At 69.5% G+C, this 15,728-nt stretch carries 17 protein-coding genes; 7 read left to right on the top strand and 10 right to left on the bottom strand.

Annotation, left to right across the window (positions count from 1 at the left end):
• Positions 1-124: 124 nt before the first annotated feature.
• The gene (locus tag ASD38_RS04225; protein ID WP_056457825.1) at positions 125-859 is read left to right on the top strand and encodes a glutathione S-transferase; all 735 of its coding nucleotides are present in this window, start codon (positions 125-127) and stop codon (positions 857-859) included.
• On the opposite strand, the gene ASD38_RS04220 is transcribed toward ASD38_RS04225, so the two are convergent.
• Together ASD38_RS04220 and ASD38_RS04215 are read right to left on the bottom strand one after the other, a co-directional pair.
• Positions 856-1,299 (bottom strand): DUF2147 domain-containing protein, encoded by a 444-nt coding sequence (locus ASD38_RS04220; RefSeq protein ID WP_442857011.1) that lies wholly within the window; start codon positions 1,297-1,299, stop codon positions 856-858. The genes ASD38_RS04225 and ASD38_RS04220 overlap by 4 nt on opposite strands.
• A gap of 266 nt (positions 1,300-1,565) precedes the next feature.
• On the bottom strand, positions 1,566-2,279 hold the full coding sequence (locus tag ASD38_RS04215) for a DJ-1/PfpI family protein (RefSeq protein WP_056457822.1): 714 nt from the start codon (positions 2,277-2,279) through the stop codon (positions 1,566-1,568).
• Positions 2,280-2,380: 101 nt separating this feature from the next.
• On the opposite strand from ASD38_RS04215, the gene ASD38_RS04210 reads away from it, so the two are divergent.
• Positions 2,381-3,346 (top strand): GlxA family transcriptional regulator, encoded by a 966-nt coding sequence (locus ASD38_RS04210; protein WP_056457817.1) that lies wholly within the window; start codon positions 2,381-2,383, stop codon positions 3,344-3,346.
• A gap of 109 nt (positions 3,347-3,455) precedes the next feature.
• The gene (locus ASD38_RS04205; RefSeq protein ID WP_056457814.1) at positions 3,456-4,130 is read left to right on the top strand and encodes a P44/Msp2 family outer membrane protein; all 675 of its coding nucleotides are present in this window, start codon (positions 3,456-3,458) and stop codon (positions 4,128-4,130) included.
• 173 nt (positions 4,131-4,303) lie between these two features.
• Here the strand turns inward: ASD38_RS04205 and ASD38_RS04200 are convergent, their stop codons facing one another.
• Positions 4,304-4,867 (bottom strand): DUF1003 domain-containing protein, encoded by a 564-nt coding sequence (locus ASD38_RS04200; RefSeq protein ID WP_082560653.1) that lies wholly within the window; start codon positions 4,865-4,867, stop codon positions 4,304-4,306.
• A 136-nt stretch (positions 4,868-5,003) separates the two neighbouring features.
• Here ASD38_RS04200 and ASD38_RS04195 point away from each other — a divergent pair, with 136 nt between their 5' ends.
• Positions 5,004-5,813, top strand: a complete 810-nt coding sequence (locus ASD38_RS04195) for an SDR family oxidoreductase (RefSeq protein WP_056435481.1) — start codon at positions 5,004-5,006, stop codon at positions 5,811-5,813.
• Here the strand turns inward: ASD38_RS04195 and ASD38_RS04190 are convergent.
• Positions 5,773-6,933, bottom strand: coding sequence for a cell wall hydrolase (locus tag ASD38_RS04190; protein WP_056457808.1), 1,161 nt, complete (start codon positions 6,931-6,933; stop codon positions 5,773-5,775). The genes ASD38_RS04195 and ASD38_RS04190 overlap by 41 nt on opposite strands.
• A 435-nt stretch (positions 6,934-7,368) precedes the next feature.
• Between ASD38_RS04190 and ASD38_RS04185 the strand changes: the two genes are divergently transcribed.
• The gene (locus ASD38_RS04185) at positions 7,369-7,500 is read left to right on the top strand and encodes a hypothetical protein (protein WP_327019749.1); all 132 of its coding nucleotides are present in this window, start codon (positions 7,369-7,371) and stop codon (positions 7,498-7,500) included.
• Between the two features lie 185 nt (positions 7,501-7,685).
• Here ASD38_RS04185 and ASD38_RS04180 read toward each other — a convergent pair whose 3' ends face one another.
• From ASD38_RS04180 to ASD38_RS04165, 4 genes are all read right to left on the bottom strand, one after another.
• Positions 7,686-8,702, bottom strand: a complete 1,017-nt coding sequence (locus ASD38_RS04180; protein WP_056435489.1) for an HAAS signaling domain-containing protein — start codon at positions 8,700-8,702, stop codon at positions 7,686-7,688.
• A gap of 14 nt (positions 8,703-8,716) precedes the next feature.
• Complete coding sequence (locus ASD38_RS04175) at positions 8,717-9,046, bottom strand: PadR family transcriptional regulator (RefSeq protein ID WP_056436274.1); 330 nt, start codon at positions 9,044-9,046, stop codon at positions 8,717-8,719.
• Positions 9,047-9,185: 139 nt separating this feature from the next.
• Positions 9,186-10,814: a sensor histidine kinase gene (locus ASD38_RS04170; protein ID WP_056457805.1), complete on the bottom strand. Its 1,629-nt coding sequence runs from the start codon at positions 10,812-10,814 to the stop codon at positions 9,186-9,188.
• A gap of 166 nt (positions 10,815-10,980) precedes the next feature.
• Positions 10,981-11,724, bottom strand: a complete 744-nt coding sequence (locus tag ASD38_RS04165) for a MarC family NAAT transporter (RefSeq protein ID WP_082554582.1) — start codon at positions 11,722-11,724, stop codon at positions 10,981-10,983.
• A gap of 83 nt (positions 11,725-11,807) precedes the next feature.
• On the opposite strand from ASD38_RS04165, the gene ASD38_RS04160 reads away from it, so the two are divergent.
• Both ASD38_RS04160 and amaB read left to right on the top strand, forming a co-directional pair.
• Positions 11,808-12,206 (top strand): DUF1801 domain-containing protein, encoded by a 399-nt coding sequence (locus tag ASD38_RS04160; protein WP_056435495.1) that lies wholly within the window; start codon positions 11,808-11,810, stop codon positions 12,204-12,206.
• A gap of 178 nt (positions 12,207-12,384) precedes the next feature.
• Positions 12,385-13,908, top strand: a complete 1,524-nt coding sequence (gene amaB, locus ASD38_RS04155; protein ID WP_056457802.1) for an L-piperidine-6-carboxylate dehydrogenase — start codon at positions 12,385-12,387, stop codon at positions 13,906-13,908.
• A gap of 227 nt (positions 13,909-14,135) precedes the next feature.
• On the opposite strand, the gene wrbA is transcribed toward amaB, so the two are convergent.
• Positions 14,136-14,735, bottom strand: a complete 600-nt coding sequence (gene wrbA, locus ASD38_RS04150; RefSeq protein WP_056457799.1) for an NAD(P)H:quinone oxidoreductase — start codon at positions 14,733-14,735, stop codon at positions 14,136-14,138.
• Positions 14,736-14,972: 237 nt separating this feature from the next.
• Entirely contained in the window at positions 14,973-15,671 is a 699-nt protein-coding gene (locus ASD38_RS04145) for a pirin family protein (RefSeq protein WP_056457796.1), read from the bottom strand.
• Between the last annotated feature and the right edge of the window lie 57 nt (positions 15,672-15,728).

Here is a 15,728-nt window from a genome sequence, read left to right as displayed (position 1 = left end):
GTCGCCGACCAACCTGGAGCGACAGCTCAGCCGACAAAGGGGTCCTCGGAACAAGTCCGAGGATGACGGAGGTTAGAGGCGCGCCGCCCGCATCCTTTCCGCCCCCTCATCTGTTCTTCCTCGCATGACCTACCAACTGCATTACTGGCCCACGATCCAGGGACGCGGCGAGTTCGTGCGGCTGGCGCTGGAGGAGGCCGGCGCGGCCTATGTCGACGTGGCGCGCGGCGATCCGGACGACGGCGGCGGCGAGCGGGCCCTGATGGCCCACATGGCGGAAGGCGACCATCCGCCCTTCGCCCCGCCCTATCTGGTCGACGGCGACCTGGTGATCGGCCAGACGGCCAACATCCTGCTGCACCTGGGCCTGCGCCACGGCCTGGCGCCCCGGGCCGAGGGCGGGCGGCTGTGGGTCAACCAGCTGCAGCTGACCATCGCCGACCTGGTCGCCGAGGCCCACGACGTCCACCACCCGGTCGGCATGGGCCTCTATTACGAGGACCAGAAGGAAGAGGCCGCACGGCGGGCCCAGGAGTTCCGCGCCCAGCGGATGAAGAAGTACCTCGGGTGGTTCGAGACGGTGCTGGAGCGCGCGCCGAAGGGCGCCGAGGGGCGACAGTGGCTGACGGGCGAGACCCTGACCTATGCCGACCTGTCGCTGTTCCAGGCGGTGGAGGGCCTGCGCTACGCCTTCCCGCACGCGATGAAGCGGCTGGAGCCCAGGCTGACCCGGGTGATCGCCGTGAGGGACGCGGTGGCGGACCGGCCGAACATCGCCGCCTATCTGAGGTCGGAGCGGCGGATCCCGTTCAGCACCGAGGGGATCTTCCGGGCCTATCCGGAGCTGGATCCGGCCTAGCTGGACGGCGTCCCGCTGGCCACCACGTCCACGCGGCGCCAGGTCTGCGACTTGCAGAACAACAGCAGGCAACCCCTGGCCTTCATGGTGCTGGCGTCGGGGAAGTCGGCGGTGCCGCTGAGGGTCATGTTGAGGTCGGGCACGAAGACCTTGCCCTTCCAGCTGCCGTTCTTCTGCAACTGGAAGTCGCGCAGCAGCTGCAGGCCGATCAGGTTGGCCGTGCCGCCCTTCTTGGCGTCGGCCTGGGCGTCGGCGGTGGCCCAGATGACGTTGCCGCAGGCCCGGCCGCCGCCGCAGGGCTTGATCTCGACATGGACGGTGTTCTTGGGGTTGCGCCAGACGCCATAGGTGAAGGCGTCCTGAGCCGAGGCCGGCGAGACGGTCGCCAAACCCGCCGTCAGGCCGGCGGCCGCGGTCAGCCCGACGAGAAACGACTTCATTCGACGCATGCCCAATGTCTCCAACCTATGCGTTTTGAGGCAGGTTTGCGTTCGGATCAAGTCGTGGCGGTTTCACGCCCCGACGGAGCCGGGCCTTTCTCCCGTCCCGATCATCATCCCGGACCTGGGGCCCGAGATCCCTGATTCAGCGGACGGTGGAGCCTCTTGTCGCGCCGGCGCGCCGCTCTCCCGCGCCCGCGGCGGAGAGAGGGGTCCCGGGCGCGAGGCCCGGGGTGACGGCGGTAGGAACGGCGATCTCAGCAATCTCATGCCTCGACCCTCAACACCTCCGCCGCCGCCCGGGCCGCGGCCCAGCGCTCGTCCATGCCCCGGCCGTAGATCGCCTGGACCCGCTCCAGCACGGCGGGCGGGGCGGTCTCGGGACGGCCGGCGTGGAACGGCGGGGCGGGGGCGTATTCCACGGCCAACTGGATGGCCTGGGCCGTCTCCTCGCCCGCGACCTCGGCCGCCACGGTCAGGGCGAAGTCGACGCCCGCCGTCACCCCGCCGCCGGTGATGACGTCGCCGTCGCGCACCACCCGCGCCGGGTCGGGCGTCGCGCCGAACAGGACCAGCTGGTCGCGCCAGGCCCAGTGGCAGGCCGCCCGCCTGCCCTTCAGCAGCCCGGCCGCGCCCAGCAGCAGCGAGCCGGTGCAGACCGAAGTCACGTAGCGCGCCCCGGCCGCCAGCCGCCGGATCTGGTCCAGGAAGGCCTGGTCGGCCATCGCCTGGGTCGTGCCGAACCCGCCGGGCACGCACAGCAGGTCGCAGTGGTCGATGTCGGCCAGCCGCGCCAGGCGGGCGAACACCAGGCCGTCGGCCTCGATCTCGCCGCCCGCCTCGCTGGCGACCACCACCTGGGCGCCGGGCAGGCGGCAGAGGATCTGGTGAGGGCCGGTGAAGTCCAGGTGGGTGACACCGGGAAACAGAGCGAAGACGATGTGAAACGGCGCGGGCTCTTTACGCGAGGATGGGGGCATGGGCGGGCTCCTGTTGACGCCGCAGCATCGCCCGCCTAGCGTCCGACAGGAATGACAGACTTCCCTCGATATCCGCCAAACCCATCCGGACAGGCAGAATCATGACCCGCGACATCGGCTTCCTGATCTTCCCCCAGTTCCAGATCCTGGACGCCGCCGGGCCGATCGCGGCGTTCGAGATCGCCGGGCGCTTCGTCCCCGACGCCTACCACCTACGCCTGCTGGCCCGCGAGCCGGGCCCGGTGCGCAGCTCCTCGGGCGTGGCGATGACCGCCGAGGCCTTCGCCGAGGCCCCGCCGCTGGACACCCTGATCGTCTCGGGCGGCGAGGGCACGCGGTCGCCGGCGATCTGCGAGGCAACCCTGGACTTCGCCCGCCGGACCTTCCGCACCGCGCGCCGCACGGCCAGCGTCTGTTCGGGGACCTATGTCCTGGCCGCCGCCGGCCTGCTGGACGGTCGCCGGGCCACCACCCATTGGCAGCGCTCCCAGGACTTCCAGCGCCGCTATCCGGCCGTGCGGCTGGAGCCCGACCGCATCTTCGTCCAGGACGGATCGCTGTGGAGCTCGGCCGGGATCACCGCCGGCATCGACATGGCCCTGGCAATGATCGGCGCGGACCTGGGCGAGGACGTCGCCCGCCGCACCGCCCAGCAGCTGGTGGTCTATCATCGCCGCCCCGGCGGCCAGTCGCAGTTCTCGGCCCTGCTGGAGATCAAGGGCGGGCGGTTCGACGGCCTGCTGGCCTGGGCGCGCGAGAACCTGGCCCTGCCCCTGAGCGTCGAACAGCTGGCCGAGCAGGCGGCGATGAGTCCGCGCAACTTCGCCCGGCTGTTCGCGGTCGAGACGGGCAGCACCCCGGCCAAGGCGATCGAACGCCTGCGCGTGGAGGCGGCGCGCGCCCTGCTCGACAGCCAGCCCCTGCAGGTCGAGGACGTCGCCCTGGAGACCGGCTTTCGCGACCCGGAGCGCATGCGCCGCGCCTTCCTGCGCGCCTTCGGCCAGCCGCCCCAGGCGTTGCGGCGCGCGGCCCGCGTCTCGCAACCACATGTTGCATCGGCGCCATAGGCCGCTACAAACGGTCAAGCTTGAACAACCCCAGATTTACGACGCCGGTGAACCCCTCTACCGGGACCGGGTCCATCACGGACCAGTACCGATTTCGGGGGAAATGCTTATGCGTCTGTTCATCACCACCGCCGTGGCCGCCCTGGCCATCGCCGGCGCCGCCGCGGCGCAAACCGCCGGCCCGGCTCCCGCTCCGGCCGCCGCTACGGCCGCGCCCGCCAGCGGCCAGTACATCTCTGTTTCCGGGGGCTTTATCGGCAAGGCCGACTACGACTACGGCTTCGCCAACGGCTATCGCTTCGACGGCGACGTCGACGCCGGCGGCCAGGGCGCCGTGGCCTGGGGTTCGGCGCTCGGCAACGGCTGGCGCGGCGAGGTGGCCCTGGGCTACCGCAGCCAGAAGTCCAGCGGCGTGCTGACCACGAACGGCGGCGCCCAGTTCGACTTCGACGGCGGCAAGGTCACGACCTTCAGCATCGACCTGAACGGCTATTACGACTTCCCGGTCGCCGGGCCGGTGCGTCCGTATCTGGGCGCCGGCGTCGGCGTGGCCCAGGTGAAGATCGACGACGGCATGCTGGACGACAAGGGCGACGCCCTGACCCTGCAAGGCATCGCCGGCGCCAGCGTCGCGGTCTCGCCGCGCGTCTCGCTGTTCGCCGAGGGCCGCTACCAGTTCACCGGCGCGATCAAGGTCAAGACTACCAGCGGCGCGGGCGACAAGGAGCAGAAGCTGAACATGACGGGCCCCGGCGGCCTGGTCGGCGTCCGCTTCGCGTTCTAGAGGCCTTTTCGCCGAAGCCACGCGTCACCCCCGACCTGTTCGGGGGTGACGCTCTTGGGGATCGATATGCGCTCCAGGGTCGGCGCTCCGCCGGCACGCCGTCCGACGCCTTACCCCCTCACCCTCCCAAGCTTCGCTTGGGCCCCTCCCTCTCCCCATGGGAGAGGGTTCTATCAGCCGCGCTCTTCCGCCATCCGGGCCACCTGGGCCTTCAGGATCTCCAGGGCCTCGGTGTTGCAGCGCAGGATCTCGACCATCTCCTGCTCGCGCAGGGCGTCCAGCTTGGTGTGCAGGCGCATGATCTCCAGCTCGGCGCGCAGATTGACCAGATAGTCGTGCTCGGCGTTCAGGCGGTCCTTCATGGCCTGCCGGTTCTGGCTCATCATGATCACCGGCGCCTGGATCGCGGCCACGGTCGACAGGATCAGGTTGAGGAAGATGAACGGATAGGGGTCGAACGACAGGCGCCACGGCCGGAGGGCGACGTTCAGGCCGATCCACAGGACCAGGCACAGGCTGAAGCCGCCGATGAACGTCCAGGAGCCGCCGACCGCCGCGACCGAGTCGGCCAGCCTGTCCCAATAGGTCCGATCGTCGGCCACCAGCGCCTTGTTCAACCCCGTGGGGGCCTCGGCGGCGATCAGGTCGATGACGCTCCTCTGCACGTCCGTCAGTTCGGGATAGGGCGTGGCCAGCAGATCGCGGGCCAGCTGGTCGAGGCGTTGCTCAGGAGTCATGGGCGCTCGCACGGCGAAGGATCGGTGGAAGATGCGCGTTCCGGCGTCGGGCGCAAGACACATGACCTTCCGCGCTTGACCGCCCCCGCCTCCCGGGCGTCTGATCAACGATAACAAACAAAACGGGAGGGACGCCATGACCGCCAAGGCAGGAGGCCGCAAGGCCGTCTTCATCACCGGGGCCGCCAGCGGCATCGGCCTGGCCAGCGCCAGGCGCTTCGCCGCCGAGGGCTGGTTCGTCGGCCTGTCCGACATCGACGCGGCGGGCCTGAAGGCCGCCCTCGCCGCGGTCGGCCCCGACAACGGCGCGACCTTCAGGCTGGACGTGCGCGACCGCGCCGCCTGGACCGCCGCCCTGGCCGACTTCGCCAAGCTGACCGACGGGCGGCTGGACGTGCTGCTCAACAACGCCGGGGTCGCGCGCTTCGGGCCGTTCGACAGCCACGACGACGCCGAGATCGACCTGCAGCTGGACATCAACATCAAGGGCGTGATCAGCGGGGCCCGCGCCGCCCTGCCCTGGCTGAAGGCCACGCCCGGCGCGCGGCTGATCAACATCTCGTCCTGCGCGGGCCTGTACGGCTCACCCAGCCTGGCGGTCTATTCGGCCACCAAGTTCGCGGTGCGGGGCCTGTCGGAAGCGCTGGACGTCGAGTGGAAGCCCTACGGCGTCGGCGTGGCCTGCGTGATGCCGTGGTTCATCGAGACGCCGATCCTCAACGCCAGCCAGCCGGGCTCGAATCAGAATATGGCCGACGCCCTGCGCGGCGGCGGCCTGCCGGTCTATCCGGTGGAGGACGCCGCCGAGGTGATCTGGCGGGCCGTCCACGGCAAGGACCTGCACTATTTCGTCGGCAAGCGGGCCAAGCAGATGCGCTTCGCCAGCAGCCACATGCCCGGCGCGGTTAGGAAGCAGCTCCGGTCCCGGCCGATCCTGCAGCCTTGATCGCGTCGCCCGCCCCGGACCCCGAAACGTTGGAGGTCTTGGTCGGGTGCATGGCGGGGGCCGAAGCCGGCTCGGAAACCGGCCCCAGCGGGCCGCCCATGCCGCCCGGCACGGTGGCGGGCTTGTCGGGCGAGGCGATCACCACGGCGCTGGCCAGCTGGATCGGCGCGGACTTGCCGTCGGCGGTCGTGGTCCCGATCTGGGGAGCCGTCTGTCCGGTCGACAGGCCGGCCAGGGTCACGGTCGGCAGCTCGTCGGCCGTCGACGGACGCGGCGTGCGGCTGAAGGCGTCCGGCGCGCCCGAGCGACCGCCGAAGCGGTAGAACACGTGCATGCCGACCTGGGCGACGCGCAGCAGGCGCGGGCCCCAGCCCGGCGCGACGCCGGTGGTGTGGAAATGGGTGGCGGCGCCGACCTCGGACATCACCGCGCCCGAGAGCGCGCGGGTGGCGACCTTCTGGGCGCGCTTCCAGGCGCCGGCCTCGCGCGAGCGGCGCATCGAGCCGTCGCAGGCGAAGCTGAACTGGCAGCCGCTGTGGGTGTAGGCGCCCTGGAACACCACGCCGCAGATCGATTTCGGGAACGAAGGGTGGCGTACGCGGTTAAGAACCACCTGAGCCACGGCCGCCTGGCCGCTCGGGGTCTCGCCGCGGGCCTCGTAATAGACCGCCTCGGAAAGACACTCGAGTTCACGCGAGCTTTCCAGGGCGTTGGTCAGGCGGAAGGGCGCGACGGCCGGATTGAACGGGCCGCCGAAGCTGGCGCGCAGCATCAGGGGCTGGCGTTCCGAAGCGGACTGCTGGCGCTGTTCGAGACGCTCGACCAGGAGCGCCGACTGCCGGTCGCGCTGGGCGCCGCCGGCGACGGTGTAGGGATCGTGACGGCGCGCGATGGCCAGGGCCCCGGCGTCCATCCGCGACGCGGCCTGATACAGCGCCGCGTCGGAGAAGTTCCCCTCGGCGCCGTCGGCCAGGCGAGATACGCGAGCGTGCTGACTGGCGGTCTGGGCCATGCCCCCCGCAAGGTAAACGCCGCCCAGAGCCAGACCCGTGGCGGATCCGACCAATACGGCGCCGATCAGCGCGCGCGCGTCTGCGCACGTCTGCGACTTGATATTCAAAACTCGTGTCCTGCGCGGCGAGGGCGTACCGCCCCCCGACAAAAACGCCCGCAAAAAAGCCCGGAAAAATACTGTCGGGCCGCTCTGAAAGCGGAGGCTCGGCCGGTTCACGATCGTGGCCGAAGTCCTACTTACGGTTCGCCTTATGACGCATCCGTGACCGACTCGCAAGCGGACCAGGCGCCATCGCTTGAATTTTGAGCGCCAGCGCGCGAGACCCAATGGTTAATGCTTTGATTACAAGGAAAAAACGCGACAGTCCCGAGAATCGGCTTCGAGGCGAATATTCAACCCCCGGGATAGATTTCCGGCCCGCCGCTCTCAACGGAACCCGGCTTATGTGACACCGTTACTCTAGCGGTCGGTGTAATTGTCTCGGAGGACATAATGTCTGCTCTGCGCTTGGTTCCGCTAGCGGTTACGGCGGCGTTAACCTTGTCCGCCTGCGGCCACAACATGGAGCAGCGGGCGGCGACCGGCGCGATCGCCGGGGCGGTCGTCGCGGGGCCCGTGGGGGCGGCCGTGGGGGCCGGCGCCGGGGCCGTGGTCGACAAGGTCTCGAAGTAGGGACTTTCCCCAGAACCTGCCCCGAAGCCTGGCCTGGACTTGCAGGCGTTCGGGACGCAAGCGTTCGGCTCGCCCTTAACCAAGTCCGTCGGAATCTCGTCATCCCGGAAGCCTCGCGAAGGCCTCCGAGATGACGATGGCACGAGCCTTTCTGGCCGTTTCGACCGCTCCGATCCGCCCGCCCCCTAGAGGGCCAGCGACAGGATGGGACGCGCGCCCCGCGCCACCCGCCACAGCTCGCCCGCGATCCTGCAGCTGAACACCACGGCCATCACGATCACGGTCAGGTGGAAGCTCAGGTCGAGCGCGTCCTGCAAGGCGCTCGTCTCGGCCGGGCTCGCCCCGTGGGAGACGACCTCGACCAGCCGGCCCGCCCGCCAGAGGGCGGCGGTGACGGCCAGGCCGGCCGCGCCGCAGACGGCCTCCAGGAGGGCATGGGCCCGCACCCAGCCGGGGCGCGCCAGCGCCGTCAGACTCGACAGCAGTTGCACGCACGCCCAGCCCAGGATCGGCAGGTGCAGGGTCGTCCAGACCGCGGCCGGCTCCAGGAACAGCTGGCTGTTGGCCACCTGATTGGACCACGGCGCCGAGACCAGGCCTGTCCACCACAGAATGAAGAACACCGTGAGGATCACCTCCAGCAGGGCCTCGAAGCGCTTCCGCTGCGGGCCCTTCTCGCGCGGGAAGCCCTTCCTGGACGATCCCAGGGTGTCCAGCACGGGCAGGTCGGCGACCTTCCAGTCGGTCATGCCGGCCACGGGGAGCCAACCGCGCTCGAACGCCACGCCCAGCACCGTGGCGACCCCGATCATGGTGAAGCCGATGGAGATGAAGCCGGACAGGAACTGCGCTAGGGCGCCGGCCGAGCCGGCGGGGCTGGTGATCACCGTGATGACGGCCGGGATCGCCGAAACGATCGCCGCCACCACCAGCAGTCCCTTCACCGCGAACATGTAGAACGGATAGAGCTCGGGCCCGATCAGAGCGTGGGTCGTTCCGAACCGGCCCGCCACGGCGATCGGATGGCCGAACGCCTTGAGCAGGGCCTCGCGCTCCTTGGCGGTCAGGGGCCGGCCCGCTTGCGCCTCCTTCTCCTCCATCTGGGTGAGCAGGGTGTCGCGCAGCTCGGCGACGATGTCCTCGCGCTGGGCCTTGGGCAGCAGGGCCGCGACGGCGGCCAGATAGCGATCGAGCAGGTCCATGACTGGCTCCCTCTTCAGATCAGGTTTTGCAGGGTGTCGTTCATCGCCCGCCACTCGGCGGACAGGCGGGCCAGCACGGCCTCGCCCTCGGACGACAGGCGGTAAAAACGCTTCTTACGCTTGTCTTCCTCGCGCCATTCGCTGGTCAGCAGACCCTGGCTCTCGAGGCGGCGCAGCATCGGATAGAGAGCGCCTTCGTCGATCTCCAGCCCCACCTCGGCCAGGGCCTGGCGCAGGCTGTAGCCGTAGCGCTCGACCTTCAGCTGGGCCAACACGGCCAGGATCAGGGTTCCACGCCGCAACTCCTGGCGCAGGGTTTCGAAAATGTCGGCGTCCGCTGGCATGGTGTGCATCACATGGTGTGCGCCACTTGGTGTGTGACATACACTGTATGACACACAGGTAATGCTCGCGTCAAGTCGACCGACCGCCGTTCGCTCGAAGCGCCGGCCGGGATATCGCCAACGATGCTGGCCTAGAGCCTCAGGGCGCGCTCAGACGCCGGAATCGGGGAACGGCCGGCCCATCCAGACCGCCCTCGACGATCGGAACCGCGATCTCGACCGTGAAGCGGCTGCCCTGGCCCAGCGTGCTGTCGACCCGCAGGTCTCCGCCCATCAGAGCGACGATCTGGCCGCTGATGCTCAGGCCCAACCCCGTGCCGCTGCTTCGGTCGGCGGCCTCGCCCGCCTGCTCGAACGGATGGAAGATGCCTTCCAACTGGTCGGGCGGAATGCCGATACCGGTGTCATCCACGGCGAACCGCAGCCTCGCCGTCCGGCCCGCGACCTCGACGACCGAGACATGCAGATCGACCCGGCCCGCCGACGTGAACTTGACCGCGTTGCCGACCAGGTTGATCAGCACCTGGCGAATGCGCTTCTCGTCCCCCTCGACCCCGCGCGGCACGTCCGGGCCGACGGTGGCGGTGAAGTCCAGGCCCTTTTCCTCGGCCGGCAGGCGGAACATCTCGCTCACGCCCGCCACGCAGTCGTGCAGGTCGAAGGGCGCGGCCAGCAGATCGAACTTGCCCGCCTCGATCTTGGCCACGTCCAGAAGGTCGCTGATGACGCCCAGCAGGTGCTCGCCGCTGGCCTGGACGGTCTGAACCGCCGCGCGCTGCTTGGCGTCCAGTTCGGTGCGGTTGAGCCAGTAGGTGTAGCCGATGATGGCGTTGAGCGGCGTGCGCAGTTCGTGGCTCATATTGCCCAGGAACCGCGACTTGGCGCTGCTGGCGGCCTCGGACGCGGCGTGGGCTTCGGCCAGCAGCCGCGCCTCCAGCGTGTGCCGCTGCTGCCGCGCCTCGTAGTCGCGGCGCATCCGCAGGAAGCGGAAGACCAGGAACCCGGCCGACAAAACCAGCCAGACGCCGAGGATGATCAGGTAGAACTGTTCGGTCGAGAGGTACGAGCCCTCGAAGGTCAGGTCGTCGACCGCCACCGCCAGCTTGGCGCCCGCCTTTGCGTCGCTGGTGGCGATGGAGACGGAGCGGACGTCGTCGAAGACCGGCGCGGCCTCCGCCGTCGAAAGGCCATGGCTGGTCACCCACCATTGCTCCGGCGCCAGCTTGCCGAGCGGCAGGCGGATTTCGTTGCGGCCGTTGACGACGGGAATGTCCGCCGCCAGAGACATAGGCTCGCCCTTCAGCTTGTCCCGCGCCGCCGGTCCGGGCGTCGTCTTCAAGACCAGTCGCAGGCGGTCGTCTTCGCCCCGGTAGGAGAAGCGCAGGATGATCGTCTGGACATGCGAGAAATCCAGGCCCCGGGCCTTCCCCGAATCCAGCTGCAGGCCATAGCCGCAATAGGGATAGGGCGAGCCTTCACGGATCTCGCAGGACCAGGACAGCGGCCTGCGCGGATCGGCGGAGATGATCGAGCGCCCGCCGTTCTCGGCGTCGGAATAGGTGTAGCCCTCGAACTGGCCGGACTCGGGCGAGAGGACGAGCTTCTGGGTGGTGATGGCGCTCTTGCCCAGCACCGCGGCGAACGACACGGCCACCAGCAGGAAAATCGCCGCCTCCAGCCTGAGGTCGGCGTAGCCCAGCCGCGCCCCGCGAGCGCCCTGCTCGGGCGCCTCGGCCTTGGCCGCCGCGAGATCCGTTGTTTTCCGCAAGACGCTCCCTCGCTTCCCTTACCAAGTCGAGAAGCCCACAAACTGCACCGTCCGATTAGTCTCAACAGTGTTTCCCAAAGATTTGACAACGGGGGATGCGACACTTTGTGACAGCCCCCGCGATAGCGAGCGCCCCGAACTCGCCGGCGCGAACGCGGGACCGCCCCTACCCTCGGCTCAATCCGAAGAAATCGCCCACGCCGGTCAGCAGGAACTGCATGCCGATGCAGATCAGCAGGAAACCGAAGATGCGGGTCATGGCGTCCATCCCGCCCTTGCCCAGGAAACGCACCATCAGCTCGGCGGCCCGCAGGATGATGAAGGCGATCACCAGGGTCACCGCCATGCCCAGGATCACCCCGACATAGATGATCTCCCAATTGTGCGGGTGGTCGCCGCGGATCTGGGCCGCGGCGCTGAGCACCACCGAGATCGATCCCGGTCCGGCCAGGCTGGGCATGGCCAGCGGGGTGAAGGCGACGTCCAGCGCCTGGTCGCGGCTCTGGCTGGCGGCGGTCTCGGTCGCCGTCGGGGTTTGAGGCGGCGGCGGAAACAGCATGCCGAACCCGACGCTCGAGATGATCAGCCCGCCGGCCGCGCGGATCCCCGGGATCGAGATGCCGAAGAACTCGACGATCGCCGAGCCCAGCAACAGGAAGGTCGCCAGGATGCCGAAGGCGTAGACGCAGGCCATGATGGCCTGCCGCCGGCGCTTCTTCGCGTCGAAGCCGGCGGTCAGCGACACGTACAGCGGCGCCGTGCTGAACGGGTTCATGATCGGGAACAGCCCGCCGATCGTCAGGACCAGGGCTTCGACGAAGATCGAGATGGGCGCTCTCCCGCGGACGGACGCCGCGACGGATCGCGCGCGCCGCGGGGAGTCTGCCGGTCGGCCGAACCCCGGAGCCATCCAGCGCAGACCTGAGAAACGGATGCGGGAACCCCTATTCGACGGGCTTCGACATCCGGCGGCCGCGCTGGCATTCTGGCCCGATGACCCAGCTCTTCCGGCTTGCCGGCGCCCTGCGCGGAGACCCGGAGGTCGACGCCTGGTTCGCGGCCCCCGAGCACGACCTGCGGCGCCTGGCCCAGCCGTGGTTCGAAGCCTTGCGCGCCCTCGGGCCCGACGTTCGCGAGCTGGTGCACGACGGACATCCCACGGCGTGCGTGGGCGACGCGGCGTTCGCCTATGTCGACGCGTTCAGCGCCCATGTGAACGTCGGCTTCTTCCACGGCGCGGCGCTGGACGATCCGGTCGGCCTGCTGGAAGGCTCGGGCAAGCGCATGCGGCACGTCAAGGTCCGGTGGGGCCGGCCGGTCGACGCCGAGGCGCTGAACGCCCTGATCGCCGCGGCCTACCGGGACGTTCGCGCGCGGCTGGCGTCCGAATGAATACCGCTTTACTTCGGCCGCTCATCCCGACGAATGCCGGGACCCGGATGGAATGGCTGGGCGGTTGGCGCCTCGGGCTATGAGCGAATCCCGTCAGACACGCCGCCACAGGATCCGGGTCCCGGCTTTCGCCGGGACGAGCGGATCGATCGAGACCCGAATTCCTTAGGACCGCCCCATGACCACCCTGCCCTCCGCCGTCCCCGAAGCCCGCGCCCTTCTCGGCCGCCTGGGCGTCGACCCCGCCGTCCTGGACGGCGGGACCCTGGCCGCGCGCTCGCCGGTGACCGGCGAGGTGCTGGCCAGCCTGCCCGAGCACGCCCCCGCCCAGGCCAGGGCCGCCATCGACGCCGCCCACGCCGCCTATCTGGCCTGGCGCAAGGTCCCCGCCCCGCGTCGCGGCGAGCTGGTGCGGCTGCTGGGCGAGGAGCTGCGCGCGGCCAAGACCGACCTGGCCGCCCTGGTCACCCTGGAGGCCGGCAAGGTGGTCTCCGAGGGCCTGGGCGAGGTGCAGGAGATGATCGACATCTGCGACTACGCCGTGGGCCTGTCGCGCCAGCTGTTCGGCCTGACCATCGCCACCGAGCGCCCGGCGCACCGGATGATGGAGACCTGGCATCCGCTGGGCGTGGTCGGGGTGATCAGCGCCTTCAACTTCCCGGTCGCCGTCTGGTCGTGGAATGCGGCCCTGGCCTTCGTCTGCGGCGACAGCGTGGTGTGGAAGCCGTCGGAGAAGACCCCGCTGGTGGCCCTGGCCACCCAGGCGCTGTTCGAACGCGCCGTCGCCAGGTTCGGGCCGGACGCGCCCGCCAACCTCTCGACCCTGCTGATCGGCGGCCGCGCGGTCGGCGAGGTCCTGGTCGACCATCCGAAGGTCCCGCTGGTCTCGGCCACCGGCTCGACGGCCATGGGCCGGACGGTGGGTCCGAGGCTGGCCGCCCGCTTCGCCCGCGCCCTGCTGGAGCTGGGCGGCAACAACGCCGCCATCGTCGCCCCGTCTGCCGACCTGGACCTGACCCTGCGCGGCGTGGCCTTCGCGGCCATGGGCACGGCGGGTCAGCGCTGCACCACGCTGCGGCGACTGTTCGTGCACGACAGCGTCTACGACGCCTTCGTCGGCCGGCTGAAGAGCGCCTATCCCTCGGTGCCGGTCGGCGATCCCCGCGCCGCCGGCGTGCTGGTCGGCCCGCTGATCGACAAGGCCGCGTTCGACGCCATGCAGCGCGCCCTGGAGGCGGCCCGCGCGGCCGGCGGCCGGGTGATCGGCGGCGACCGCGTCGAGGTCGCCGGGCCGGACGCCTATTACGTCGCCCCCGCCCTGGTCGAGATCGACGACCAGGCCGACATCGTGAAGTCCGAGACGTTCGCGCCGATCCTCTACGTTATGCGCTACGCCGAACTGTCCGCCGCCATCGCCGCCCAGAACGACGTGGCCCAGGGCCTGTCGTCGTCGATCTTCACGCTGAACGTCCGCGAGGCCGAGCTGTTCGTGTCGGGCGAGGGCAGCGACTGCGGCATCGCCAACGTCAACATCGGCCCCTCCGGCGCCGAGATCGGCGGGGCGTTCGGCGGCGAGAAGGACACCGGCGGCGGCCGCGAGGCGGGCTCCGACAGCTGGAAGACCTACATGCGCCGGGCGACGAACACCGTGAACTACGGCGCGACCCTGCCTTTGGCGCAGGGGGTCAGGTTCGAGGTGTGATCTCCGCACCTTCACAGCCCCCCCATCCGCCCGTCATTCCCGCCCTTGTGGCGGGAACCCCTTTATCCGCCCCAAGGGCAGGGGTGTGGCGCGCCAGCGCGCCGAGTTGCTTCACCGTCAGCTGAACGAGGGGTTCCCGCCACAGGGCGGGAATGACGGCTGAAAAACGAAAGAAGCCGGCTGGCGGGGAGCCAGCCGGCGGTAGAGAGGATCTCGCCCCAATCGACCTAGCCGAACAGCTTGGCGGCGGTCTTGGCGACCAGTTCACCCTGGTGGCGGGCGCCGGCCAGCTCTAGTTCGCTGGGCTGACGCGAGCCGTCGGCGCCGGCGATGGTGGTGGCGCCGTAGGGCGCGCCGCCGACGATTTCCTCCAGGGTCATCTGGCCCTGATGGCTGTAGGGCAGGCCGACGATCGTCATGCCGAAGTGCAGCAGGTTGGTGATGATCGAGAACAGGGTGGTCTCGTTGCCGCCGTGCTGGGTGGCCGACGAGGTGAAGGCGCCGCCCACCTTGCCGTTCAGCGCGCCGCGCGCCCACAGGCCGCCGGCCTGGTCGAGGAAGTTGGCCATCTGCGAGCTCATGCGGCCAAAGCGGGTGCCCGTGCCGACGATGATGGCGTCGTAGTTTTCCAGTTCGGCGATCGTGGCGACCGGGGCGGCCTGGTCGAGCTTGTAGTGCGACTTCACCGCGACCTCCTGCGGGACCAGTTCCGGCACGCGCTTGACGTCGACGGTCGCGCCGGCGGCGCGGGCGCCCTCGGCGACGGCGTTGGCCATCGCCTCGATGTGGCCGTAGGCGGAGTAGTAGAGAACGAGAACCTTGGCCATGACGGCCTCCTTGGGGATGGGGGTGGATCTTGGACTTCGGGGGAAGGTTCGGGCTTGAAGAAACCGAACCCCTTAGAGAGAGATTGGGGCGCACCGACACCAGCGTCCGGGGCGGAAACCTCGTCCTTCGACAAGCTCAGGATGAGGTTTCTCAACAGCCCAGGCCTGTAAATGGTCCTCATCCTGAGCTTGTCGAAGGACGAGGACCACGCACGGAGCGTGAATGTCGATCAGCCTTTAGGCGGCGTCGACGAGCACCAGCTCGGCGTCTTCCAACGCTTTCACGCGGATGACCGCCTCGTCCTGGATGGCCGCGCCGTCGCGGGTGTTCAGGGTCACGCCGTTGACCTCGACCTTGCCGGTCGACGGCACAAGGTAGCCCTTGCGGTCCGCGCCCAACGCGTACTCGGTGGTCTCGCCGGCCTTCAGCGTGGCGCCCAGGACGCGGGCGTCGGTGCGGATCGGCAGGGCGTCGGCGTCGCCGTCGAAGCCGCTGGCCAGGGCCACGAACTTGCCCGAGCGGTCGCCCTTGGGGAAAGGCTTGGCGCCCCAGGCCGGACCTTCGCCGCGCTTGTTGGGGATGATCCAGATCTGGAAGATCTTGGTCGCGGTGCTTTCGAGGTTGTACTCGGAGTGGCGGATGCCGGTGCCGGCGCTCATCACCTGGACGTCGCCCGCCTCGGTGCGGCCCTTGTTGCCCAGGTTGTCCTGGTGGGTGATCGCGCCTTCGCGGACATAGGTGATGATTTCCATGTCGGCGTGCGGGTGGGGCGGAAAGCCCGTGCCGGCCGCGATGGTGTCGTCGTTCCACACCCGCAGGGCGCCGTGATGGACGCGGCTGGGATCGTGATAGTCGGCGAACGAGAAGTGGTGCTTGGCGTCCAGCCAACCGTGGTTGGCGCCGCCCAGGCTGTCGAAGGTTCTGACGTCGATCATGTCTTGTCTCCGGGAGACCGAGCCAGGTGGCTGTCTCTGTTGGAGGGAAGATGGGGT

This window comes from Caulobacter sp. Root487D2Y, assembly GCF_001427165.1.
Taxonomy (GTDB): Bacteria; Pseudomonadota; Alphaproteobacteria; order Caulobacterales; family Caulobacteraceae; genus Caulobacter.
This window is presented reverse-complemented; position numbering and strand designations above follow the sequence as displayed.

What these genes read in the sequence shown, in the direction of transcription:
- ASD38_RS04160 (WP_056435495.1), top strand. Translation starts at nt 11,808, where the DNA reads ATGACCCAGCTCTTCCGGCTTGCCGGCGCCCTGCGCGGAGACCCGGAG.
- ASD38_RS04195 (WP_056435481.1), top strand. Translation starts at nt 5,004, where the DNA reads ATGACCGCCAAGGCAGGAGGCCGCAAGGCCGTCTTCATCACCGGGGCC.
- wrbA (WP_056457799.1), bottom strand. Translation starts at nt 14,735, where the DNA reads ATGGCCAAGGTTCTCGTTCTCTACTACTCCGCCTACGGCCACATCGAG.
- ASD38_RS04200 (WP_082560653.1), bottom strand. Translation starts at nt 4,867, where the DNA reads ATGACTCCTGAGCAACGCCTCGACCAGCTGGCCCGCGATCTGCTGGCC.
- ASD38_RS04225 (WP_056457825.1), top strand. Translation starts at nt 125, where the DNA reads ATGACCTACCAACTGCATTACTGGCCCACGATCCAGGGACGCGGCGAG.
- ASD38_RS04205 (WP_056457814.1), top strand. Translation starts at nt 3,456, where the DNA reads ATGCGTCTGTTCATCACCACCGCCGTGGCCGCCCTGGCCATCGCCGGC.
- ASD38_RS04180 (WP_056435489.1), bottom strand. Translation starts at nt 8,702, where the DNA reads ATGGACCTGCTCGATCGCTATCTGGCCGCCGTCGCGGCCCTGCTGCCC.
- ASD38_RS04165 (WP_082554582.1), bottom strand. Translation starts at nt 11,724, where the DNA reads ATGGCTCCGGGGTTCGGCCGACCGGCAGACTCCCCGCGGCGCGCGCGA.
- ASD38_RS04215 (WP_056457822.1), bottom strand. Translation starts at nt 2,279, where the DNA reads ATGCCCCCATCCTCGCGTAAAGAGCCCGCGCCGTTTCACATCGTCTTC.
- ASD38_RS04175 (WP_056436274.1), bottom strand. Translation starts at nt 9,046, where the DNA reads ATGCCAGCGGACGCCGACATTTTCGAAACCCTGCGCCAGGAGTTGCGG.
- ASD38_RS04210 (WP_056457817.1), top strand. Translation starts at nt 2,381, where the DNA reads ATGACCCGCGACATCGGCTTCCTGATCTTCCCCCAGTTCCAGATCCTG.
- ASD38_RS04220 (WP_442857011.1), bottom strand. Translation starts at nt 1,299, where the DNA reads ATGAAGTCGTTTCTCGTCGGGCTGACCGCGGCCGCCGGCCTGACGGCG.
- amaB (WP_056457802.1), top strand. Translation starts at nt 12,385, where the DNA reads ATGACCACCCTGCCCTCCGCCGTCCCCGAAGCCCGCGCCCTTCTCGGC.
- ASD38_RS04145 (WP_056457796.1), bottom strand. Translation starts at nt 15,671, where the DNA reads ATGATCGACGTCAGAACCTTCGACAGCCTGGGCGGCGCCAACCACGGT.